25 protein-coding genes are annotated in these 21,888 nt (G+C 67.7%); 10 read left to right on the top strand and 15 right to left on the bottom strand.

Annotated features, from left to right (window positions below; translation table 11 throughout):
- Positions 1–45: 45 nt before the first annotated feature.
- On the top strand, positions 46–495 hold the full coding sequence (locus OMW55_RS04865; protein WP_264881259.1) for a MaoC family dehydratase: 450 nt from the start codon (positions 46–48) through the stop codon (positions 493–495).
- Between the two features lie 3 nt (positions 496–498).
- Complete coding sequence (locus OMW55_RS04860; protein ID WP_264881257.1) at positions 499–1,227, top strand: DUF72 domain-containing protein; 729 nt, start codon at positions 499–501, stop codon at positions 1,225–1,227.
- On the opposite strand, the gene OMW55_RS04855 is transcribed toward OMW55_RS04860, so the two are convergent.
- The 4 genes from OMW55_RS04855 to petA form a co-directional block, all read right to left on the bottom strand.
- Entirely contained in the window at positions 1,205–1,738 is a 534-nt protein-coding gene (locus OMW55_RS04855; protein WP_264881255.1) for an adenine phosphoribosyltransferase, read from the bottom strand. The two genes, OMW55_RS04860 and OMW55_RS04855, sit on opposite strands and share 23 nt — an antisense overlap.
- Positions 1,739–1,810: 72 nt before the next feature.
- Complete coding sequence (locus tag OMW55_RS04850) at positions 1,811–2,755, bottom strand: cytochrome c1 (RefSeq protein ID WP_264881253.1); 945 nt, start codon at positions 2,753–2,755, stop codon at positions 1,811–1,813.
- 15 nt (positions 2,756–2,770) lie between these two features.
- Entirely contained in the window at positions 2,771–4,090 is a 1,320-nt protein-coding gene (locus tag OMW55_RS04845; protein WP_264881251.1) for a cytochrome b, read from the bottom strand.
- A gap of 12 nt (positions 4,091–4,102) precedes the next feature.
- Complete coding sequence (petA, locus tag OMW55_RS04840) at positions 4,103–4,660, bottom strand: ubiquinol-cytochrome c reductase iron-sulfur subunit (RefSeq protein ID WP_264882009.1); 558 nt, start codon at positions 4,658–4,660, stop codon at positions 4,103–4,105.
- A gap of 241 nt (positions 4,661–4,901) precedes the next feature.
- Here petA and hemF point away from each other — a divergent pair, with 241 nt between their 5' ends.
- A complete protein-coding gene (gene hemF, locus OMW55_RS04835) occupies positions 4,902–5,741 on the top strand; it encodes an oxygen-dependent coproporphyrinogen oxidase (RefSeq protein ID WP_264881249.1) in 840 nt (279 codons plus the stop codon).
- Positions 5,742–5,808: 67 nt separating this feature from the next.
- Here hemF and OMW55_RS04830 read toward each other — a convergent pair whose 3' ends face one another.
- From OMW55_RS04830 to OMW55_RS04820, 3 genes are all read right to left on the bottom strand, one after another.
- Positions 5,809–7,080 carry a hypothetical protein gene (locus tag OMW55_RS04830; protein WP_264881247.1) on the bottom strand — a complete coding sequence of 424 codons (1,272 nt, stop codon included), beginning with the start codon at positions 7,078–7,080 and terminating at the stop codon, positions 5,809–5,811.
- A gap of 102 nt (positions 7,081–7,182) precedes the next feature.
- On the bottom strand, positions 7,183–7,365 hold the full coding sequence (locus OMW55_RS04825) for a DUF6771 family protein (protein ID WP_264881246.1): 183 nt from the start codon (positions 7,363–7,365) through the stop codon (positions 7,183–7,185).
- A gap of 78 nt (positions 7,366–7,443) precedes the next feature.
- Complete coding sequence (locus tag OMW55_RS04820; RefSeq protein WP_264881243.1) at positions 7,444–7,902, bottom strand: hypothetical protein; 459 nt, start codon at positions 7,900–7,902, stop codon at positions 7,444–7,446.
- A gap of 517 nt (positions 7,903–8,419) precedes the next feature.
- Between OMW55_RS04820 and OMW55_RS04815 the strand changes: the two genes are divergently transcribed.
- Positions 8,420–9,928 (top strand): lipopolysaccharide biosynthesis protein, encoded by a 1,509-nt coding sequence (locus tag OMW55_RS04815; RefSeq protein ID WP_264881242.1) that lies wholly within the window; start codon positions 8,420–8,422, stop codon positions 9,926–9,928.
- A gap of 9 nt (positions 9,929–9,937) precedes the next feature.
- On the opposite strand, the gene OMW55_RS04810 is transcribed toward OMW55_RS04815, so the two are convergent.
- On the bottom strand, positions 9,938–10,813 hold the full coding sequence (locus tag OMW55_RS04810) for a glycosyltransferase family 2 protein (protein WP_264881240.1): 876 nt from the start codon (positions 10,811–10,813) through the stop codon (positions 9,938–9,940).
- Between the two features lie 166 nt (positions 10,814–10,979).
- Between OMW55_RS04810 and OMW55_RS04805 the strand changes: the two genes are divergently transcribed.
- A complete protein-coding gene (locus OMW55_RS04805; RefSeq protein ID WP_264881238.1) occupies positions 10,980–11,183 on the top strand; it encodes a hypothetical protein in 204 nt (67 codons plus the stop codon).
- Positions 11,184–11,244: 61 nt separating this feature from the next.
- Here OMW55_RS04805 and OMW55_RS04800 read toward each other — a convergent pair whose 3' ends face one another.
- Entirely contained in the window at positions 11,245–12,315 is a 1,071-nt protein-coding gene (locus OMW55_RS04800; RefSeq protein WP_264881237.1) for a phytanoyl-CoA dioxygenase family protein, read from the bottom strand.
- Between the two features lie 22 nt (positions 12,316–12,337).
- On the bottom strand, positions 12,338–13,048 hold the full coding sequence (locus OMW55_RS04795; RefSeq protein ID WP_264881235.1) for a GcrA family cell cycle regulator: 711 nt from the start codon (positions 13,046–13,048) through the stop codon (positions 12,338–12,340).
- 51 nt (positions 13,049–13,099) lie between these two features.
- Between OMW55_RS04795 and OMW55_RS04790 the strand changes: the two genes are divergently transcribed.
- From OMW55_RS04790 to OMW55_RS04780, 3 genes are all read left to right on the top strand, one after another.
- The gene (locus OMW55_RS04790; RefSeq protein WP_407822099.1) at positions 13,100–13,930 is read left to right on the top strand and encodes an ABC transporter permease; all 831 of its coding nucleotides are present in this window, start codon (positions 13,100–13,102) and stop codon (positions 13,928–13,930) included.
- Between the two features lie 109 nt (positions 13,931–14,039).
- Positions 14,040–14,504, top strand: coding sequence for a hypothetical protein (locus OMW55_RS04785; protein ID WP_264881233.1), 465 nt, complete (start codon positions 14,040–14,042; stop codon positions 14,502–14,504).
- A gap of 95 nt (positions 14,505–14,599) precedes the next feature.
- Entirely contained in the window at positions 14,600–15,790 is a 1,191-nt protein-coding gene (locus OMW55_RS04780; RefSeq protein ID WP_264881231.1) for an aspartate aminotransferase family protein, read from the top strand.
- 24 nt (positions 15,791–15,814) lie between these two features.
- Here the strand turns inward: OMW55_RS04780 and OMW55_RS04775 are convergent, their stop codons facing one another.
- The 4 genes from OMW55_RS04775 to OMW55_RS04760 form a co-directional block, all read right to left on the bottom strand.
- Positions 15,815–16,159, bottom strand: a complete 345-nt coding sequence (locus tag OMW55_RS04775; protein WP_264881229.1) for a hypothetical protein — start codon at positions 16,157–16,159, stop codon at positions 15,815–15,817.
- Between the two features lie 72 nt (positions 16,160–16,231).
- Positions 16,232–17,248 carry a nucleotidyltransferase family protein gene (locus OMW55_RS04770; protein ID WP_264881228.1) on the bottom strand — a complete coding sequence of 339 codons (1,017 nt, stop codon included), beginning with the start codon at positions 17,246–17,248 and terminating at the stop codon, positions 16,232–16,234.
- Complete coding sequence (locus OMW55_RS04765; protein ID WP_264881227.1) at positions 17,245–18,240, bottom strand: hypothetical protein; 996 nt, start codon at positions 18,238–18,240, stop codon at positions 17,245–17,247. Before OMW55_RS04765 ends, OMW55_RS04770 begins: the two co-directional genes overlap by 4 nt.
- 88 nt (positions 18,241–18,328) lie before the next feature.
- A complete protein-coding gene (locus tag OMW55_RS04760) occupies positions 18,329–18,616 on the bottom strand; it encodes a hypothetical protein (RefSeq protein WP_264881226.1) in 288 nt (95 codons plus the stop codon).
- A 150-nt stretch (positions 18,617–18,766) separates the two neighbouring features.
- Here OMW55_RS04760 and OMW55_RS04755 point away from each other — a divergent pair, with 150 nt between their 5' ends.
- Entirely contained in the window at positions 18,767–20,434 is a 1,668-nt protein-coding gene (locus OMW55_RS04755; RefSeq protein ID WP_264881225.1) for a DEAD/DEAH box helicase, read from the top strand.
- Here the strand turns inward: OMW55_RS04755 and OMW55_RS04750 are convergent.
- Positions 20,431–20,880 (bottom strand): DUF4126 family protein, encoded by a 450-nt coding sequence (locus OMW55_RS04750; RefSeq protein WP_264881223.1) that lies wholly within the window; start codon positions 20,878–20,880, stop codon positions 20,431–20,433. The two genes, OMW55_RS04755 and OMW55_RS04750, sit on opposite strands and share 4 nt — an antisense overlap.
- A gap of 104 nt (positions 20,881–20,984) precedes the next feature.
- Here OMW55_RS04750 and hslO point away from each other — a divergent pair, with 104 nt between their 5' ends.
- Positions 20,985–21,878 (top strand): Hsp33 family molecular chaperone HslO, encoded by an 894-nt coding sequence (gene hslO / locus OMW55_RS04745; RefSeq protein ID WP_264881221.1) that lies wholly within the window; start codon positions 20,985–20,987, stop codon positions 21,876–21,878.
- Positions 21,879–21,888: the final 10 nt, after the last annotated feature.

Below are 21,888 nucleotides of genomic sequence, written 5' to 3'. Positions count from 1 at the left end.
CGTCATGGGATTTACTCCCGTGACAGCCGCTCGCATGGTCGCTCCATGATCTACTTCGAAGACTTGCCGCTCGGCGAGGAACGCACCTACGGCAGCGTCACTGTCACCCGCGACGAGGTGATCGACTTCGCGCGCAAGTATGATCCCCAGCCCTTCCACCTCTCCGACGAAGCCGCCGCACGGACGCACTTCGGTCGCCTCGCTGCAAGTGGCTGGCACACCTGCGCCCTTGCAATGGGCGTGATCGCCCGCGCGGTCGTCCATGAGGAGCAGGCGGGCCTCGGCTCCCCGGGGCTTGACGAGCTGCGCTGGCTGAAGCCGGTGTATCCGGGGGATACCCTAACCGTACGGTCAACGATCCTCGACAAGACCCCTTCCCGTTCCAAGCCCGATCTCGGCAGCTTCCGCACTCGCACCCGCGTGACAAACCAGGGCGGCGTCGATGTCCTTACCTTCACCAGCATCGTCCTGATCCGCCGTCGCCCGAGGATCTGACCGGTGGCCGACCTCCGCATCGGCACTGCCGGCTGGAGCATCGCCAAGGATCGCGCCGACGCGTTTCCAGCAGACGGCTCGGGGCTGGAGCGTTACGGAACGGTATTCCGCTGTGCCGAGATCAACAGCAGCTTTCACCGGCCCCACCGGCAATCCACATGGGAGAAGTGGGGGAACAGCGTGCCGGACGACTTCCGCTTTTCCGTTAAGCTGCCGAAGATCATCACCCACGAGCGCCAACTTGCGGGCTGCGCGGACCTCCTGTCCCCTTTCCTGGATCAAGTTGCGCTACTCGGCGACAAGCTCGCCCTCCTGCTAGTCCAGCTTCCACCGCGCCTGGCCTTCGATGAGGCAATTGCACGCAGCTTCTTCATCGACCTTGCGGGCCGCACCCCTGCCCGCCTTACCTGCGAGCCCCGCCATGCCAGCTGGTTCGAGCAGGACGCCGACAGCTTTCTCGCCGATATATGCGTGGCTCGAGTTGCGGCCGACCCCGCCAGGGTGCCGGCCGCTGCGGAACCGGGTGGCTGGACCGGTCTCGCCTATTGGCGCCTGCACGGCTCTCCAGTCACCTATCGTTCGAGCTACGCTGACCGGATCGGCGGCTACGCCCAGGCAATCGGCGCCATCACGGCGCCGGAGCGGTGGTGCATCTTCGACAATACCGCCAGCTCAGCGGCTACCGGCGACGCCTTGGCATTGTGCGCTGCTATGCGCCCGCGAACTCCATAAGCGCAGCAACCTCGATCCCGTCCGCTCGCAGCGCTTTGCCCCCGCCCAGCTCCGGCAGGTCGATCACAAATCGAGCTCCCGTGATCACTCCTCCCACGCGCCGTACCAGTCGTGCCGCAGCGAGCGCCGTGCCGCCAGTCGCCAGCAAGTCGTCGACGATCAATACCCGTTGCCCGATAGTGCAAGCGTCGATGTGCATCGCCAACCGATCCTTGCCGTACTCCAGCGCATAATCCTCGGCGATGGTCTCGCCCGGCAGCTTGCCATCCTTGCGGATCAGCAACAGCCCGCAGCCAAGCCGCACTGCCAGCGCTGCTCCAACCACGAAACCCCGCGCCTCAATGGCGGCGATGAGGTCAGGCTTGTCCGCTACGCTCACGGCAAGCCGCTCCACCGTCTCGCTCAGGCCTTGCTGATGGAGCAGCAGGGTGGTCACGTCCCGGAACTGGATGCCGGGCTTAGGATAATTCGGGATTGTCCGGACGAGCTCACGGAGCTGGTCAATCGTCACCGTTGTTCCCCAACAAAGAAGGGCCCGCGCCTTTCGGCGAGAGCCCTCCTTCTCGTCCCATCATGGATCGGCTCAGCCGGCGATGCCGCGCTCCGCCTTTTGCTCGTTCATCCGCTCGCGGAACGCCGGCTCGAGCGGACCGCGCACGGACACCTCGCGCTTCGCGTTCGCCCATAGGTTGCGGTACGCAAGATAGGCCAACACGGTCGCAGTCAGCAGGAACAGCATGGTTACCCAGCCGGCCCGGTGCCGGTTCTCCAGCGTCGGCTCCGCCGTCCACACCAGGAACGCGGACACATCCTTGGCCATCTGGTCAACCGTGCTCTTGGTGCCGTCAGCGAAGGTCACCTGTCCGTCGGACGTCAGTGGCGGCGGCATGGCGATGTTGAGGTTCGCAAAGTATGGATTGAAGTGCAGCCCGGCGGGCGTCTTCACGTCCGGGAACTCCTTCAGCAACTCCTGGCCCTTGGCGTTCCGGTAGCCCTGCTGGTTCCGGTACCCGGTCAGCAACGAGTAGACGTAATGCGCCCCGCCTTCACGCGATTCAGTGATCAGGCTTAGATCGGGTGGCAGCGCGTTGTTGTTGGCGGCGCGAGCGGCCGTTTCGTTGGCGTAGGGGCTCGGGAAACGGTCGGAGATCAGCGCCTTGCGGGTGCTCGGTTCACCCGTCTCGGGGTTCACCGTCGGCACCTCGATCGCCCACTGGTTGGCGATCGCCTTCACCTCCGCCTCGTTGTAGCCGAGGTCCTTCAGCTGGTAGAAGCTGACATATTTCAGGCTGTGGCAAGCCGAGCAGACTTCCTTATAGATCTGGAAGCCGCGCTGCACCTGCTCGCGATCAAATCGGCCGAACGCACCGTCTGAGGCGAACCGCACATCCTTGGCACCGAGATGGAACTCCTCCTCGGCGGTCGCAGGCGGCGGATTCTTGATCGAATCCACTCCGTTCACAATAAGGGAGAGTAGGAGGACGCCGACGAAGCCGAGGCCGATGAAGAAACCGATGATGCGGACCATTGTCCTGTAAACCCCTTACTCGGCCGCGGCCGGAGCGGCGGTGGTGCTGCCGGTCGTGGCGAGCCCGAACGGTGCGCTCTCCTGCTTCTCGCCGTGCAGCACGCTTTCGCTGATCGAGTTCGGCAGCGGCAGCGGCCGCTCGAACTTGGACACCAGCGGCAGGATGATGAGGAAGTGCAGGAAGTAGTAAGCCGAGGCGACTTGCCCCAAGGCGACGTTGAGCGGCGTGATGTGCGCCTGGCCGACGTAGCCGAGAACGATGATGTCCGCGACCAGCACCCAGAAGAAGATCTTGTACACCGGACGGTAGCTCGACGAGCGCACCGGCGAGCGATCAAGCCAGGTTAGGAAGAACAACACCAGCACCGCGCTGAACATCGCCAGCACGCCCCACAGCTTGGCCGGCAGGATGAAGTCCACCGTGAAGCTGCGCAGGATCGCGTAGAACGGCCAAAAGTACCATTCGGGAACGATGTGCGCCGGGGTCACCAGCGGGTTCGCCTCGATGTAGTTGTCCGGATGGCCTAAGCTGTACGGCAGGAAAAAGATGAAGATCGAGAAGATGAGCAGCGCCACGCCAATGCCGAAGCCGTCCTTCGCCGTGTAGAACGGGTGAAAGGGCAGCGTGTCCTTCTCGTCCTTCACGTCCACGCCGGTCGGGTTCGACGAACCCGGGATGTGCAGGGCCCAGATTTTCAGGATGGTTACGGCGGCGATGATGAATGGCAGCAGGTAGTGGAGCGAGAAGAAGCGGGTCAGCGCGGCCTGGTCCGGGGCGTAGCCGCCCAGCAGGAAGATGCGCAGCGGCTCACCCACGACCGGAATGGCCGAGAAGAAGCCGGTGATGACCTGCGCGCCCCAGTAGCTCATCTGCCCCCAAGGCAGGACGTAGCCCATGAAGGCGGTCGCCATCATCAGCAGGTAGATGGTGACGCCGAGCATCCACACCATTTCGCGCGGCGCCTTGTACGAGCCGTAGAACAGGCCGCGGAAGATGTGGATGTAGATGATCGCGAAGAAGAAGCTGGCGCCGTTCTGGTGGACGTAGCGCAGCACCCAGCCGGCCGGCACGTCGCGCATGATCCGCTCGACACTGTCGAACGCGCCGCCCGCGTAGCTGTAGTAGTGCATGGCCAGCACGATGCCGGTAATGATCTGGATCATCAGCGCCAGGCCGGCGAGCACGCCGAAGTTCCAGAAGTAGTTGAGGTTGCGCGGGACGGGGTAACCGCCGCCGATCGCGCCGTAGACGAGCCGCGGCACCGGCAGCCGCTCGTCCACCCACTTCATGAAGGGGCTGGTGGGTTCGTAGGGCTTGGCCCAGGCAAAGCTCATGTGTGTGCTACCTCAACCGATCTGCACGACCGTGGGGGACGTGAAGCTGTATTCGGGGACGACCAGATTCTTGGGCGCCGGACCTTTGCGGATGCGGCCGGCCGTATCGTAGGCCGACCCGTGGCACGGGCAGAAATAGCCGCCATACTCGCCCCGGTTCTCGCCCTCGCCGATGCCCAGCGGCACGCAACCCAGGTGGGTGCAGACGCCAAGCGTGATCAGCCAGTTGGCCTTGCCCGGCTTGGTCCGGTCGGCCAGCGACTGCGGATCGCGGAGCGAGCCCACGTCGACCTTGTTGGCGGCGGCGATCTCGGCCGGCAGCAGGTTGCGGATGAACACCGGCTGCTTGCGCCACACGGCCTTGATGCCCTGGCCCGGCTGGATCTTGGAGATATCCACCTCCGTGGTGGACAGCGCCTGCACGTCGGCGGACGGCGCGAACTGCATCAGCAGCGGCACGATCGCCACGCCCGCGCCGACGCCGGCGAAGCTGGTCGCGGCGATGTTGATGAAGTCGCGGCGGCGAACGCCCTGCCCGCTCGCATCGGCGACCGGTTCGCCGGGCATCATCGGCTGAGCGGGTTCACTCACAGTAGCCATCGAAATCCTTGCCACGATGTAGACGGCGCCGCTTCCGAGAGGATCGAAAGGCACACGCCACAAACCATCCCGCCCCGGTTTGCCCCCCGGACGGATTGGCGGGCCTGATAGCGAGGCCCAGCCCGTCCGCCAAGCACAAGATTTGACCTGCGAAACGTTCGCGGAAAAGGCGGCCTTCGCAAGGCGCGGCGCCTGCCCTATCGGTTCGGCCATGCAACTCGATCCCCAGCAAGCCGCCGCCCGCACCTGGTTCGAAGCCCTGCGGAATCGCATCTGCACCGAGTTCGAGGCGATCGAGCGGGAAGCGGGATCGGACGCGAGCTTCGCCTACACGCCGTGGGAGCGGACGGATCATAGCGGCCAGCCAGGTGGCGGCGGCGTGCGCGGGCAGATGGGTGGCCGGGTATTCGAGAAGGTGGGCGTCAACGTATCCACCGTCCATGGCCAGTTCGCGCCCGAGTTCGCCAGCAGCATCCCCGGCACCGAAGACGACCCGAGCTTCTTCGCCACCGGCATCAGCCTGGTCGCGCACATGGCCAACCCGCACGTGCCGGCCGTGCACATGAACACGCGGTTCCTAACGACGGGCAAGCGCTGGTTCGGCGGGGGCGCGGACCTAAACCCCGCGATCCCCTATCCCGAGGACACGGCCGACTTCCATGCCGAGCTGAAGCGCGCCTGTGACGCGCACGGGGCGGACTATTACGAGCGGTACGCCAAGTGGGCGGAGGAGTATTTCTGGCTGCCCCACCGCCAGGTCGCGCGCGGGGTCGGCGGCATCTTCTACGACCGGCTGGAGGGCGACTTCGACGCCAACTTCGCCTTCACCCGGGCGGTCGGCGAAGCCTTCCTGGCGGCCTTCCCGCCCATCGTTCGCCGCCGCATGGACCAGCCGTTCGACGCCGGCGACATGGATCGCCTGCTGACCTTCCGCGGGCGCTACGTCGAGTTCAACCTGCTGTACGACCGGGGCACGCTGTTCGGCCTGAAGACCGGCGGCAACATCGACGCCATCCTGATGAGCCTGCCGCCCTTGGCGGCCTGGCGCTAGCCAGGCCAGCCGCCGAGTACAGCGAGGACGCCGCGCAGCGCCAACCCCTCAATCACTTCCGATCCGTTCAAGTCTTCGCGAGGTTCTTAAGTTTCGAAGAGCAGCGCAGGAAATAGAGGAAGTAAGGGTCAACGATATCGAACACGTCGTCACTCCACTCGATTATCTGGGAGCGAGGTTCGAGATTTTCTGCGAGCTGTGGCAATTGCTCAAGAGCAGAGGCAATGCTTGAGCCCGGCGGTGCTTCTTCGATGCAAACTCTTCTAGTCAGCTGGTAAATGTCATCGTAGCTGTAGGCTAAGCGCGGTGGGTCGCACTTGAAAGCCAGGAGGATACACCGATAAACATCACCGCGCGTTCCATCGTTGAAGTGAAATTGGTTTCGCGGCGCACCGCGTGGTTTCGGCCCATTGTGCAAACCTTCGAGAAGACTTGAGAAATCGGTTGTAGTGGATGCTTGTTCCAGCACACTCTCGATCGCATCTTTGGTGAATACAATCTCTTGTTTCTCGGGTAATGTGTTCTCGATATTCGCGCGAAGGCATGTCTGCAGGCAGATCTGCTGCATTAGTTGAGGTGAACCGAAGGACTCTTGTACTAACCGCGCACGGTTTTCTTTTGGAAGGTCAACATTTAAGGCACTAAAACCTTGAGTTACAATCTGCTCAATCTCACCAGGGAGCCAGTACTCGAAATCAATAGCTTGAACCCGGCCACGAAGTTCAGAATTGCCACGGAGCACATCATCTTTTCGGTGTGGCACGCTAGCGGTACAAATCTTGACCCCAGCTTCGGCTGCCTCTTTGAGCTGACGCGCTACTTCAGCCTGAACATCGCGGTCCATATAGTGATAATCGTCGATAAATAGGACGAAATCCCCTCCCGCAATCTCCTTGATGACCTGATCAATCCCTCCTCGTGTATGTCGAGCTTCCGTGCCTCTGCCGTATGCATATTCTCCCCCGGCAGAGGCTTCGGCAGCACCTTCAGCGATAAGCGGGATTTTTACCTTTCCGCCGCCTTTGGCTTCGGCCTTCAGTGTCACCTCGTGGTCGCTGGATTTGGTTTGCTCGCTAGGAGCATCCATCCAATTGAGCACTCGGTTCCATAAGTCGTCGGCGCTCTTGATTGCCGCGCCAGAGATTGAAATCAGGCTGTCGGGATCAAGAACCTTCTTGATGAGGACAGTCTTGCCGCTCTTGGAGGGACCCGAAAGCGAGGTAATCATCTTTGGTGTGCGGAGCGCATTCCGCAGTGCTGCTTCAAGCGCGCGGTCGCGGCGGTCTACGTACGTCACAGTCGGGGTATCAGTCGGAGTGAATACTTCGAAAACGTTCATCTTGCCTCCCGACGAGCAACTAGGCCGATCTTCTAAATCCGCTTAAGATTGCCGTGCGGCAAGGAACATCGGTAGCCTCTTGTATCCATGTTCGCCTGCACTTCACAACGGCAGGACAAGCTGGTTGCGGTCCTCGATCCGGATCGGCTCGTCCAGCCGCTCGACGATCGTTGCGGCCAGCGCATCGGCGGCCCGCTCGCGCAGGCGGGGGTCGGGCACGGTCAGGCCAAGGCGAACCCAGGCCGGGGCACTCTGGAGAATCAGGGAGAGACGGTCGCGGTCCATCCGCAACCGAGAACATAGCGGGAACGATTAGGCAAGAGCACGCTAGGCGCGCTGCGGCGAGTTGAGGCGCTGAGAGCGCTATTCCTCCCCTGCAAGCACCCGCGCTCCGAACTGCGCCAGATGCTCCGCCAGGCGCGTCACGTCGGCGGCATGGTCCCGCGGCTCCTTCACTACTTCCACGTTCCGGCGTGAACCAGCGGCCCTGGTCCTCGTCCGGCCCTGCCCTGCCCGCTCCGCCCGGACCCGCCCGGCAGCCTGCCGCTCCTGCTTGCGCCAGTAGCGCGACAGCATCAGCATCGCGTCGTCCGCGCTCATCGGGAACGCCGTGCCGGGGAGGTCGGCGGGGGCCTGGCGCTTGGCCGCGCCGGGTCCGCCGGGCATGGGGCCAAGGTCGTCCAGCCAGTCGGACTCGCCCTGCTCGCCAAGGGCGGCCAGCGCGCTGTGGACGAGCTCGGCCTCCAGCGCGGCGATCCCGGTCTTGAGTGCGCGGGCTTCGGCGCGGGCGAAGACGGGGTCGCGGAGGCGGCGGTTGAGCATGGCCCGACGGGTGCGGCGACGGCCGTCGTGGCGAGGCGGAAGCTGCCGGTCGCCGCCAGGGTGAGGAGGTAGCGTTCGAGGTCGGCCGGGCGCAACGCCCGCGGCGCGGCGCGGCGCAGCTGGACCCGGCCGCCCGGCCCGCCACGCTGGACGACGTAGCCGCCCGGCGCTCCGCCATCCCGGAACAGCGCCAGCGCCTGTTCGAAGCGCAGGGCGAAGGCGGCGTCGGAGCGGCGGCGGACGTACAGGCAGCCCTTGGGCCGGCCGATCGCGGCGGCGGCAAGGGTGACGTTGCCGGTGCGGGCCAGCTCGCGGAGGAAGTGGCTGAGCTCGTCGGGGTGGAACGGGCGGCGGCGGCGCGGCGGGGAAGTGGCCATGGCGGGAAGCCAAGCGGGCGAAACCCTATTGTGCAAGGCTCGGGGCAGCGCAGCGGGCTTTGGGCTCGCATCGGTGGCTTGTTGCGCTATGGGGGACGCGGGGACCGGCCCGGGGTCGACTGCCAAGGATCAAGACTTCAGTGGACGGTTCTGCCGAGATGAGCGACCCAGCGCCTGCGCCCGCCGGCTACCGCAAGAAGGCGGTCAGCGGGGCGATCGTGACGGCGGCGGCGGCGGGCAGCCGGGCGGTGCTGCACGTCATCTCCATCGTGGTGCTGGCACGCCTGCTGACGCCGGACGACTTCGGCGTGATGGGCATGGTGTTCCCGATCATCGCCTTTGCCACCATCTTCCAGGAAGCGGGCCTGAGCCTGGCGACGCTGCAGCGCGAACGCATCTCCGACGAGGAGCTGAGCACCGTGTTCTGGCTGAACGCGGCGATCGGCGGGGGGCTGTGCCTGCTGCTGGTGGTGGCGGCGCCGTTGGTGGCGGCGTTCTACGAGGAGCCGCGAGTGGCGCTGCCGACGGCGGCGTCCGGGCTGCTGATCCTGTTCGGGGCGCTGGCGGCGCAGCACATGACGTTGCTGAACCGCCAGCTGCATTTCGGGCAGCTGGCGCTGATCGACGGGCTGTCACTGCTGCTGGGGACGGTTCTGGCGATCGGGGCGGCGGCGATCTGGCATACCTATTGGGCGATCTACCTCCTGAGCTTCGGGCCGGCGTTCGGCGGGTTCGTGCTGAGTTGGCTGTTCAGCGGGTGGCGGCCCGGCAAGCGCGCGCCGCTGGCGCAGGTGGCGGACGTGATCCGGTTCGGGGCGCACTTCACCGTGGGGTCGGTCGCGACCTATTTCGGGCGCAACCTGGACAAGGTGCTGATCGGCCGGGTGTGGGGCACGACTCCGCTGGGCTTCTACGACCGGGCGTCCAAGGTGGTGCTGATGCCGATCCTGTTCGTGCACAACCCGCTGCTGCGGCTGGTGGTGCCGATGCTGAGCCAGAACCGGGGCGACCCGGAGCGGTATCGGCGAATGTTCCTGCTGGCGTTCCAGTTCTCGCTGCTGCTGACGGTGCCGGGCATCGCCCTGCTGGCGGGCGCGGCGCGGGAGGCGGTGGCGCTGGTGATGGGGCCGCAATGGGTCGGCGGCGCGCGCATCTTCGCCTGGCTGGCGGTGGCGTGCCTGGGGCAGCTGGCGACAGGGCCGCTGACCATGCTGTTCGTCAGCCAGGACCGGCCGCGCGACGCCATGGTGTCGAGCGTCGCGACCAGCATCTATTCGTCGGTGGCGTTCGTCATCGGCCTGCCGTGGGGCGCGGTGGGCGTCGCCATGGCCTATGCGGTGAGCGAGCTCATCCGGACGCCAGTGATGCTGTGGTATGCCACGAGGGTCGGGCCGGTGCGGTTCGGCGACATGGGTCGGGCGCTGGTGCCGTTCCTGGCCGGGGTGCCACTGTGCCTTGCCGTGGTGACCCTGCTGGTGCGGCAGCTGGACCATTCGATCGGGCTGTTCGCCTTTGTCGCGGTCGCCGGGATCGCGGCCTATGCGGTGGTGCTGCCCTGCCTGCTGCTCAACCGGGCCGGGCGCGAGGTGCTGGCCGAAATCGGCACCCTCGCCCGTTCGCTGACCAGCCGGCTGGCGCCGGCCGCCTAGCGGCCCCGGCTAGCGGCCGGCGCGGGCGGCGAGCTTGGCCGCGTAGCGCGGCAGCTTGCGGAAACCCCGGTCCCAGACGGCATAGCGCGCGACCTCCGCATAGCTGCCGAGCCGGTCCGGCAAGGGCAGGCCGGCGTGGCCAACGCCGCGGACATATTCCACCGCCCGGCGCAACAACGGCACCTTGTCGCGATTGGCCGGGTCGTACCACAAGGCATATTCCTTGTCGGTCGTGGCCATGGTCCAGCTAATGTCCGGGTGCAGCCGCCGGATGAACAAGGGTTCGGCGATCTCGTGGACCTGACCCTGCAGCGCGATCTCCGATACCAGCACCCGGTCGGCGGAGGCGAAGCTGCCCCACAGCCGGGTCCGGGCGAGCGCCGCCCGGCGGCCGACGCCGAACAGGACGTGGCTGGGGAAGGTGCCGAAGTAGCCGCGCAGACGCTGATGCGGGCGGTCCTGGCGCAGATGGCAGCGGTTGCTCATGTCGCCGGTGATCGAGCGGCCTTCGGCATCGATGTAGCGAGCGCCGGTGTAGCACAGCACCACGGCAGGTTCGCGCCGCAGCACGTCCATGCAGCGTTCGACATAGGTCGGGTCGTGCAGGTCGTCATGGGCCGCCCACTTGAAGAAGTCGGCGTTCCCCGCCTCGAAAACGGTGTTGAAGTTCCACGCGGCGCCGCGGTTCACGTCCGATCGGGTGAAGCGGATGCGACCGTCCGCCGCCGCATGCTCCCGACAGATATCAGGCGTGCGGTCGGTCGAGCCGTTGTCGGAAATGAACAGGGTAAAGTCGCCGAACGTCTGCGCGCGCAGGGACTCGATTGCCTCGCCGAGGTATTTCTCGCCGTTGTAGACCGGCAGGCCGATGTCGAGCGTTGCCAAATGGAACCTTTCTGTTGGATCACGGCGGCACGAACGCGCCACCGGCCCGGACGATGCACCTGATTGGTGGCGGGGCAACGAAGCTAGATCGAATTGCCGTATTGAAATGCTTTCGCAACCGGAATTATCCAGGAGTCTGGAGGAACAGGGTCGCGGGGACGTTCCGATGGGCGATTACCGGGTTTACTGCACTGACGCGGACAACCGGATCGTATCCGCTTACTGGGTAGATGCCGCTGATGAAGCCGGCGCCGTCCAGGCCGTCGAGGACCAGGGTCACCTATTCGCGTGCGAAGTCTGGCAAGGCACGCGCCGGATTGCCACCGTTCCGGCCGCAAGCACGCAGCGCATCGCCCGCCAGGACGCCTGACGGTTACGAACCTGTCCGCTGACGCAGGGCGCGCCGGACGACCGAGTCTTCGGGGTTCATCCTAAAGCAGCGACAACGGGTCGCGGCCGCCAAGGTCGGGCGCGGCGGGAAGCTGGTCGCCGATCGGGTGCCAGTGCTGGCGGCGCAGATGGCGGGCGTCGAGCCAGTCCGCGGCGCGCATCGCGAGGCCGGCGCGGCGGCTGCCCAGCGGGCCAAGCCCCAGGGCGCGCTCGGCCAGGTCGGACAGGAAGGGCGGACGGCGGCTGTATGACCATAGTTCGACGCGAGTGGTCGGGCGGTCACTGTCGGCGCGGGCGTGGAAGCCGAACATGTCGGCGACCACCAGCGTGTTGGCGGGCACGGCCAAGCGGGTCGGCGCGGGCAGGCCAAGCGCCGGCAGCTCATCGGGCCGGACGCGCAGGGAGCCGCGCTGCGACAGGCGGTCGCCGTCGTCGAGCACGGTCTGGCTGCGGTGCCCTTCCCACGCCAGCCGCTCGGGCGTCAGTCGGTGCGACCCGGCGACATAGGTCAGCGGGCGGCCGTCATCAGGCACGTCGGCGAGAAACAGCCAGGCCTTGAGCGACGGGTGGAAGCAGTCCGCATGGAGCTCGATCTGCGGATCGGCTTGGCTGGCCGCGACCGCTCCGCCCAGGATCGTCTGGAGGTAGTGGAGCGGCGGCGTCCGGGTAGTGGCGACATAAGCGAACAAGGCCCTGAGGTCGCGGCGGCGGAGCAGCGCGGCGATCTCGGGCAGTTGCCGCAGCGAGCCGTCGTCAAGCGGCACGCGGGCAGTCACCGTGTCACCCTGCAGGTGGGCGCGCATCGGGAGCCGGGTGGTGGCGAGGCGCTGCTGGAGGGCGGCGAAGTCTGCCGGCGGGACGACCTCGTCGATCCTGACAAAGCCATCGTGGTCGAACCGCTCCCGCCAGTGGGCCGGCACGGCGGCGGCCAGCGCGCGGCGGCGGCGGGCGGCGAGCCCATGGGCAAGCTTGAGCCGGCGGGCGTGCAGGCCCAGTTCGTTCAGCCGGCGTGAGCCGAGCACGGGATTGTCGACGAAGCTCTTGGCGCCAGTCGCCAACGCCAACGTCCACAGCGGCGCGCGCCACCAACTCTGCGACCGCCGCTGCTCCACGGTGACGCCCCCTGCCCTGGTGCTAGCGGACCCGCGGGCCTCCAAACGGCAGCGGCGGCGGCGGCCGGCGGTCGCGGCGCGGCAGCTGCGCCTGGTAGGCGACGCCGCAATGCTGCACGCAATAAGGGAAGCCGGGGTTCGCCTGCTGCCCGCAGAAGTGGAAGTCGGGTTCGCCCGGGTGGCCGATCGGCCATTTGCAGACGCGGTCGTTGAGATCGAGCAGGCTGGTCTTGTCGGCGACCTCGGCGCTCGGCTTGGCGGGGACCAGCCGGCGGGGCGGCGCGGGCGGGATCGGAGCCTGCTGTTCGCCCGGACCCTGGCGGACGAACCCGCCCGGCCCGATGGAGCGATACTGCATGGTCGGAGCGGCCGGAGCGCTCGCGGCGGCGGGCGCGGGCGCAGCTTCGGCCGGGGTCGCCGGCGGCATGGGCGCGGCGGCCTCCAACGCGGCGGCGATCGCCGGGCGTTCCCTGACCCGGGTCGGCTCGGGCGCGATCGGCTTCGCCGTCTGGACGGGCGCCGGAGCCGGGGCGGCGGCGGCGGGTTCGGCCGCGGCGCTCTTTTCCTCGCCCGGCTTCACCGGCGAGGGACGCGAGTCGAGGCCGAGGCGGTGGGCCTTGCCGATCACCGCATTGCGACTGACCCCGCCCAGTTCCTCCGCGATGGTGCTGGCGGTCTTGCCTTCGTTCCACATCGCCTTGAGGCGCTCGATCCGCTCGTCGGTCCAGCTCATCGTATCTTCTATGCTTTCCTTGTGGCCGCGCAGCCGATAGGCGCTTTGGCCGTGAACAGCCAGCCTTCCCGCCATTGGACCAGCACCGCACCGAGCGAGGCGCGCCTGCAGGGCATCAACTGGGGAGGGCTGAAGACCCTCTATGTCAAGGAAGTGCGCCGCTTTTTCAAGGTGCAGACCCAGACCATCTGGGCGCCGGCGGTGACCACCCTGTTGTTCCTGATCATCTTTACCGTGGCGCTGGGCCGCCAGGGCAAGGTGGTGCTGGGCGTGCCGTTCGCCGACTTCATCGCGCCGGGCCTGATCGTGATGGCGATGATGCAGAACGCCTTCGCCAACTCCAGCTTTTCGCTGCTGGTGGGGAAGATCCAGGGCACCATCGTCGACTATCTGATGCCGCCGCTGTCGACCGGCGAGTTGATCGCCGGGCTGGTCGGGGCAGCGGTCACCCGTGCGTTCCTGGTCGGAGCGGCGGTGTGGCTGGCGATGGCGCTGTTCCCGGGCGTGCACGTGCCGCTGCGCCATCCGCTCGCTGCTATGTGGTTCGCGCTGATGGGCGCGCTGCTGTTGAGCTTCCTGGGGCTGCTGACGAGCATTTGGGCGGAGAAATTCGACCACGCGGCGGCGGTGACCAACTTCGTGGTGGCGCCGCTGTCCCTGCTGAGCGGGACTTTCTACTCGGTCGAGCAATTGTCGCCGCTGTTCCGGGCGATCAGCCACGCCAACCCGTTCTTCTACGTGATCAGCGGGTTTCGCTACGGCTTCCTCAAGGCGGCCGATTCGCCGCTGCTGGTCGGCGCGACTGGGCTGGCGGTGCTCAACCTGGTGCTGTGGGCGGTGTGCTACGCGCTGCTTCGGAGCGGGTGGAAGATCAAGAACTGAGCCGGGCCGCGTTAAGATTGTTGAACGGCGGCTAACGGACGCGTTCAGGGTCGTCACACGCCCGTTCCGATAGCAGGCATGTCATCGCAACTCGAAAGGAGTGCATGACATGAAGAAGTTCCTCATCGCCGCCGCCGTCGCCACCAGCGCGCTGACCGCCGCGGTGCCGGCCGCAGCGCAATACTATCCGGCGCAGGGCTATGGCTACAACCAAGGTGGCCTGGTCCGTAGCTACATCGTGCGCGCCGACCAGCTGCGCCAGCGGATCGACCAGCTGGATAGCCGCGACCGGATCAGCAACCGCGATGCCGACCGCCTGCGCCGCGCCGCTTCCGACCTGCAGCGCCGCACACGGGATTATGCCCGCAATGGCCTGAACAACCGCGAGCGCTACGAGCTCGACCAGCGTTTCAACCAGCTGCAGCAGGCGATCCGCTACGAGCGCCGGGATCGCGACGACCGCCGCGGTGGCCGCTGGGACAATGACGATCGCCGCGACGGCCGCTGGAACGATCGCGACCGTGATGGCCGCGACGACCGCTACGAGGACGATCGGGGCCGCTACCCCGGCTAAGGGGTGGTTCCGCTCGCCAGTCGAGCTATATGGGGCGCGGCTTCCGGTTCGGAGGCCGCGCCCTTTCCTTTGTGACACATCAGGAGCCGTTCCTCATGGCCATCACGCCGCTCATGCCCGTTTATCCGCGCTGCGAGGTGCGTCCGGTCAAGGGCGAGGGCGTGTACCTGATCGGCGAACAGGGCGAGCGCTACCTGGATTTCGCCAGCGGCATCGCGGTGAACCTGCTCGGCCACAGCCACCCGCACCTGATCGGCGCCATCCAGCGCCAGGCCGAGACGCTGATGCACGTGTCGAACCTGTATGGCTCCCCCCAGGGCGAGAGCCTGGCGCGGCGGCTGACGGAGCTGACCTTTGCCGATACGGTGTTCTTCACCAACTCGGGCGCGGAAGCGGTGGAGTGCGCGATCAAGACGGCGCGGCGCTATCATCATGCGCGCGGCAACCCGCACAAGCACACGCTGATCACCTTCACCAACGCCTTCCACGGGCGGACCATGGCGACGATCAGCGCGACCGACCAGGTCAAGCTGCGCGACGGGTTCGCGCCGCTGCTGGAGGGTTTCAAGGTGGTCGAGTTCGACAACCTGGAGGCCGCGCTGGCCGCGGTGGACGAGAACACGGCCGGGTTCCTGGTGGAGCCGATCCAGGGCGAAGGCGGCATCCGGCCGGCGTCGCCTGAGTTCATGCGCGGCCTGCGCAAGGTCTGCGACGAACAGGACCTGATGCTGGTACTGGATGAGGTTCAATGCGGCGTCGCGCGCACCGGCACGCTCTATGCCTATGAGCAGTACGGGATCACGCCCGACATCTTGGCCTCGGCCAAGGGCATTGGCGGCGGTTTTCCGATGGGCGCGTGCCTGGCGACCGAGCATGCGGCGCAGGGCATGGTGATCGGCACCCACGGCTCGACCTACGGCGGCAACCCGCTGGCGATGGCGGCGGGTGAAGCGGTGCTGGACGTGGTGGCGACGCCTGAGTTCCTGGCCCATGTGCGCGAGATGGGCGAGCGGCTGCGCTCGGCGCTGGAGCAGATGATCCCCAACCACGACCACCTGTTCGAGAGCGTCCGTGGTTTGGGCCTGATGCTGGGCGTCAAGATGAAGACCGACAGCCGCGCGTTCGTCGGCTACCTGCGCACCCGCGGCATCCTGACGGTAGCGGCCGGCGACAACGTCGTGCGCGTCCTGCCGCCGCTGGTGATCGAGGAAGCGCATGTGCGCGAGTTCGTGGACCGCCTGAGCGCCGCGGCGGCGGAATATGAGGTGCAGGAACAGGCCGCGTAAGCGGCTTGCCCCTCGCCAGGCCTGCTACTTGATGGTGCCGAGGCGCTTGCCGTTGGTGACGGCACGCAGCGCCTCCACCCGGGTGCGAAGTTCGGCCTGCTCGGAGTCGCTCAGTCCGCCTGCGGCATAGCGCTCCTGCAGCGCGCCGATCCGCGCAGCCTCGCGCCGCAGCGCCTTCGCCTCGCGAGGCGACAAATGGCCATCGTCCCGGCCATGCTCGATGTCGGACCGCACCTGCCGCACGTCGCGGTCCACGCCCGGATTAAAGGTCGGGGTCACCCGGGGCGCGGGCGCCGGCGGGCCGTAGCTCCCGGAGGGCGGGTAACCGGCCGCCAGCGCCATCGCAGTCACCAAGCCAAGAACCGGCATCGCCTTCTCCTCAAGCAGTTACCGGCCATTGTAATTACTTGGCATCCAACCTGTCACGTCTGCAGGCGAGCGCTAGATGCGCGAGCCGCGGGTCGTGGCCAGGAGCCCGCGGACCAGGCGTCGCGGGCTGCGCGCATCAAGCTTGATTCCTCCGCTGGCAACTCGGAACCAGCCGAAGGCGAGCTTGCCGCCGACGCCGACCAGCTTGCCCGCCACGCCGCCGCTTGCGGCCAGCAGCCGGGCGCGATGCCAGGCACGGGCCCAGCGCCAAGGTTTTCGCCGCAGAGCAACCGTTGTTCCGAACAGGTCACGGAGCGCGAGCAGTTGCACGTCCAGCGCCGCCGCGGCGAGCGGGTCATTCATGATCGCAGCGATGTGATTCCAGTCCACCATCTCCGAGCGACTCAGCCAGGCGAGGTCCTGCAGGTGACGCAGGTCCAGGCGGCAGCGAAGGAAGTCGGCTTCCTTGATGAGGTCGTGGACCAGCAGGTGGAGTGCGCGCGCGGTCGGGCGAGGCACCAGGGCCTTCGCGCCGCCCAGTTGCACCGGGTCCGACTGCGCCCGAAGATCGCCACGCAGGTAGGCGGCGCTTCGGCCGTGCGGGGCGAAGTGGAGCTCGATCTCTCCCGCGTCGTGCGACCGGGCCAGCTGGCGCGGACCTGTCAGCTGATAGCCGAGAGCCGACAGCGCAGCCACGGCGGCCTCGGGCTCGGTAGCCCCGATCGCCAGGTCGATGTCGCTCATCATGCGCGCGCCGAGCCGCCCTTCGCCACTCTCGACCAGGCTGATGCATCCCTTGAGCAGGATGGGCGTGACCTGCTGGCGGTCAAGCGCGCCCACGGCCTCCACCAGCTGGCGCCGCAGCCGGCGGTTCCGGTCGAGGTTGCAGTCATGGAGCAGCCGAAGATAGTCCAGCACGGGCGCCGGCACCTCGGCGGCCAGGCCGCGGTCCTCGATGGCGAGCAGGAGTGCGGGCGTCAGCCAGCTACGGTTGGCGAGCTCAAGCACCGCCGGCCATCCCGCCTCGGCCGGCAGCCGACCCTGGAAGGCGGACGCAAGCAGCCCGAGCGTGCCGGCGGGAACGGTCACGGAAGTTGGGTCAGCAGGAGGTCGCGGCCTTCGATCAGGTCGGCATAGGTCAACCGCAGGCAGCGCGCCCGCCGGACGGCGGCGGTCAAGCCGACAAATGCGCGATTGGTGAGGCGATCATCGCGACCCGCGGCATCGGCCAGAAGCTCGGACAGCGCGTCCAGCGGATCGACCTCTTGAACGGAGGCCGCGCCCGACGCCCGCCGGTCGAGGACAACAACGGCACCCACCGGCGTTGGAACGGACGGCGCGAACCGGGGCGGCAGGATGTAACGGACCCGCTGGCCATCAGGGCGCATGAAGGGGGTGCCGAGCGCCAGCTCCGGAAAGCGCTGGGCCAGCAGCAGCCAGCTGCTGGCCTTGGCCGTGTGGGGAAATGGCAGGCCGGTCACGCGACCGGTGGCATCGAGCAGGGCGACGTCGTCGGCCGCGAGCGCAAGGCCGGCCTGCGCCAGTGCCAGCGCCATGCTGCTCTTGCCCGCGCCCGGGCTACCGAGCAGCAGCGCGAGCCTGCCGCGTTCAACCAACGCCGCCGCATGAAGCGCCAGGTCGTGCCGCGCGCAGGACAGCACCGATTCGACCAGCATGGCCTTCAATGCCGGCACGGCCTGGTCGGCCGGACAGGTCCATTCTGGCCGCCCGGCCTGCGCCAGGATGGCACGGTCACCACTCAGCCTGACGCTTAACTGCGTTGCGCTGGCGGGGGCGGCCGAGCGCAGGTGCCCCAGGAGCCGGACCACCGACGCAAGCAGCGGTGACGGGAGGTGGAGGTGAATCGGCACCTCCGCCACCGCCATGGTCAGGCTGGTGAGCAGCGCCGTCGCGTCCTGGCCGGCCCCGCGGTGCGGCTCGAACGTTGCGGCCGCACGCCACGCAGCCGGATCGTCCACTTCGTAGAGCGCCTGGTCGGACTCCACGAACAGCAGGTTGCGACTGCCCAGCGGTTGAAGGATGGCGCGGGCGCTGTCTGGCAGCATCACCTGTGAAGCCATGACGTCGCCCTGCCCCATGTCCGCAGTCAGGATCGTTCGCAGTCAGGACCGGACGCCCGGCTTTGCCGGCGACCGAGCCGCGGCTGCGTCATTTCTTGTGGCCGTTACCGTTGCCGCTCGACGATGCTCCGGACCCGCCATTCTTTTTGGAGAGCCCCGGCGGGCCGACATGATCGTGATTGGTGTCGCCATGGCCCCAGCCGGGCCGCGAGCCGCCGCTGGAGGCAGCGATGGCCTTGGAACTGAGGGACGTCGAAAGCAGGAAGCTGACGGCGGGCGGCGTGATCACCGCGAATTTGCCGCACTTCTTGAGGAATTCACGGCGGCCGTCCGCTTGCCCGGCCTCGGGTTCAACAGGGTCGATGGACTCGTTCATGGCACATCTCCGGCAGCTGACACTGCACGGCCATGGTATGGCGGAGCGGGCGGGCAACAAATCTATCAAAGGGTCTAGACCATCGGCATGAGTGTGGCCGCGATCTAGCGCCCTATCGCTCGGCGCCATTAGCGGCTAGGCGCTCCAGCCATGCAACATGATGGAATTAACCCGGCGCTGGGCGAGGCGCTGACGGCGCGCGGCTATGACACGCTCACCTCGGTCCAGGCGGCGGTGGTCGAGGACCAGGCCCGCGGGCGCGACCTGGTCGTCTCCGCCAAGACCGGATCGGGCAAGACGGTCGCCTTTGGGCTGGCGATGGCCGAACAGCTGATTGAGGGCGAGAAGGCGCCTTGGTCGCGCGAGCCGCTGGCGCTGGTGATCGCGCCGACCCGCGAACTGGCGCTGCAGGTCAGCAAGGAATTGCAGTGGCTGTACGATGGCGCCGGAGCGCGGGTGGTGACCTGCGTCGGCGGCATGGACCCGATGAAGGAGCGTCGCGCGCTCCAGGGCGGCGCGCACATCGTGGTGGGAACGCCCGGGCGCCTGCGCGACCACCTGGAGCGCGGCGCTCTGGACCTGTCGGCACTGCGCGTGGCGGTGCTCGACGAAGCTGACGAGATGCTCGACATGGGCTTTCGCGAGGAATTGGAGGAGATCCTCGACGCGACTCCGGATACCCGCCGCACCCTGCTGTTCTCCGCCACCATGCCGCGGCCGATCGTCGCCATGGCCAAGCGCTACCAGACGGACGCGCTCAGGATCGAGACGATCGGGGAGCGCGAGGCGCACGCCGACATTGCCTACCAGGCGGTGGCGGTGTCCCCGACCGACATTGAGCATTCCGTCGTCAATCTGCTGCGGCTGCACGAGGCGGAGACCGCCATCCTGTTCTGCGCCACGCGCGAGGCGGTGCGGCGGCTGCACGCCAGCTTGACCGAGCGCGGGTTCGGGGCGGTGGCGCTGTCGGGCGAGCACAGCCAGAACGAGCGCAACAATGCCCTGCAGGCGCTGCGTGACCGGCGGGCGCGGGTGCTGGTGGCGACCGACGTGGCGGCGCGCGGCATCGACCTGCCGAGCGTCACCCTGGTGATCCATGTCGAACTGCCGCGCGATGCGGAGGCATTGCAGCACCGTTCCGGCCGGACCGGGCGCGCCGGGCGCAAGGGCGTGGCGGTGCTGATCGTACCGTTCCGCCGCCGCCGCGCCGTCGAATCCATGCTGCGGAACGCGCGGATCGAGGCCGAGTGGATCGAGCCGCCGACCCCGGAGCAGGTGCGCGAGAAGGATCGCGAGCGGCTGCTGGAGACGCTCGCCGCGCCGGTCGACGCCGATGACGAGGACCGCGCGCTGGCGCAGACCATCATGGAGCGGATGGAGCCGCTGGCGATCGCCGAGGCGCTGGTGCGGACGCTCCGGACCGAGCTGCCGGCGCCAGAGGACGTGCTGGCGGCCGGGGTACGCGAGGAGCGCGATGCCGGCCCGCGTGCTGGCTTCGAGGGTTCGACCTGGTTCCGGATCAACGCCGGCCGGCGGCACAATGCCGACCCGCGCTGGCTGCTGCCGCTGATCTGCCGCTACGGCCATGTCGGGCGCAACGACATCGGCGCGATCCGGGTGGCGCAGAACGAGAGCTATTTCGAGGTGACCCCGCGCGCGACTCCGGGCTTCGTCAAGGCACTGCGCCGCGCGGTGATCGCGCCGGAAGACGACGGCCTGGTCATCGAGCAGGCGCCGCCACGCGAAGCCGAGGCGGCGGCGCGGCCGATTGGCGGGCGCGGACCTAAGCCCGGCGGGCCGAAGCGCAAGCCCCGCTAGTCGGCCGCCGAGCGGACGATGGCAATGGCGGACCCGAGCACCGCCGCGTCCTCGACGAAGCCGGTCTTCGTCTGGCCATAGTCCCGCATGGCCCGGACGCGGGCGTAGAAGGTCGGGTAGGACGCGGCCACCGCGACTCCGGCCCCCAGCACACCGGCGAGCACCTTGTTCTCGCGGGCGAGCGCGGCGGCGGACACCGCCCCGGTGACCAGGCGCGATGCCAGGCCGAGCAGGACGATGCGGTCGGGCGCGCTCTTCATCTTGTCGCCGGTGATCTCGCCCGCCGCGAGCGCCAGGGTGCCGGCCGCCACCCACTTGTTTGACAGGAGGCCGAGGAGCCCCGGTTGCGACGGCAGGTCGCCCCGGGCGGCGGCGACGCTAACCGCGGCGAGCGGAGTCATGGAGCGGGCGCCGGCGGTGGCGGCGAGCAGCAGCGGCTGGAGCATCGGGGAGGTCCTTGTCGGGTGGAGTCCGTTGGCAAACGCTCGGCTCCACAGCCCGCTCCACCCAACTTGTGGCGCCCTGCCCCGCTTCCTATCTCGCACGTCGTATGACTCCCGACATCAAGACCCTCGACGTGACGCTGGGCGTCACCATTCCCTCGCGCCATGCCCGGGGCCGTGCCGCGCGGCTCGGCCCGGCGCTCGACTCCGTGCTGTCGGCGCACGACTACCCCCCGCAGATCGAGCAGCTGCTGGCCGAGGCGCTGGTGCTGACCGCGCTGCTGGGCTCCCTGCTCAAGGACCCGAACGGCCAGCTGACCATGCAGGCGCAGACCCAGGAGGGCATCGTCGACCTGCTGGTGTGCGACTACAAGGGCGGCGAGTTGCGGGGCTATGTCCGGCACGACCCCGCGCGGCTGGCCGATGCGCGCACGCCGAGCCTCAACAGCCTGTTCGGCCATGGCTACCTGGCGATCACCTTCGACCAGCCGGCGACGGACGAGCGCTATCAGGGCATCGTGCCGCTGGAGGGCGCCAGCTTGGCCGAGGCCGCGCAAAGCTATTTCGGGCAGTCCGAGCAGATTCCGAGCATCGTCCGCCTCGCCGCGCGCAAGGGCAGCGACGGGCACTGGGTCGGGGGCGGCGTGCTGTTCCAGCACCTGCCCGAAGGCGAAGTCGGCCGCGAGCGACTGCACACCCGCATGGACCATCCGGACTGGGACCATGTCGCCGCGCTAGCCGGAAGCACCCGCGCGGACGAGCTGACGGACCCCGACCTACCGCTGGAGGACCTGGTCTGGCGGCTGTTCCACGAGGAGCCGGAAGTGCGCGTGCTCGACACTGTGGCCTTGACCCGCGGCTGCCGCTGCAACCCGGACTATGTCGCGTCGGTGATCGCCCGCTTTCCGGAGGACGAGCGCGCGGCGATGGCCGGGGACGACGGCATCATCCGGGTGGATTGCGAGTTCTGCTCGACCAGCTTCCCGATTCACCTGGCGTAAGCTTTCCGTG

Source organism: Sphingomonas arvum (genome assembly GCF_026013565.1).
Taxonomy (GTDB): domain Bacteria; phylum Pseudomonadota; class Alphaproteobacteria; order Sphingomonadales; family Sphingomonadaceae; genus Sphingomicrobium; species Sphingomicrobium arvum.
The sequence above is the reverse complement of the archived record's forward strand: the minus strand, read 5'-3'. Positions and strand labels throughout refer to the sequence as shown.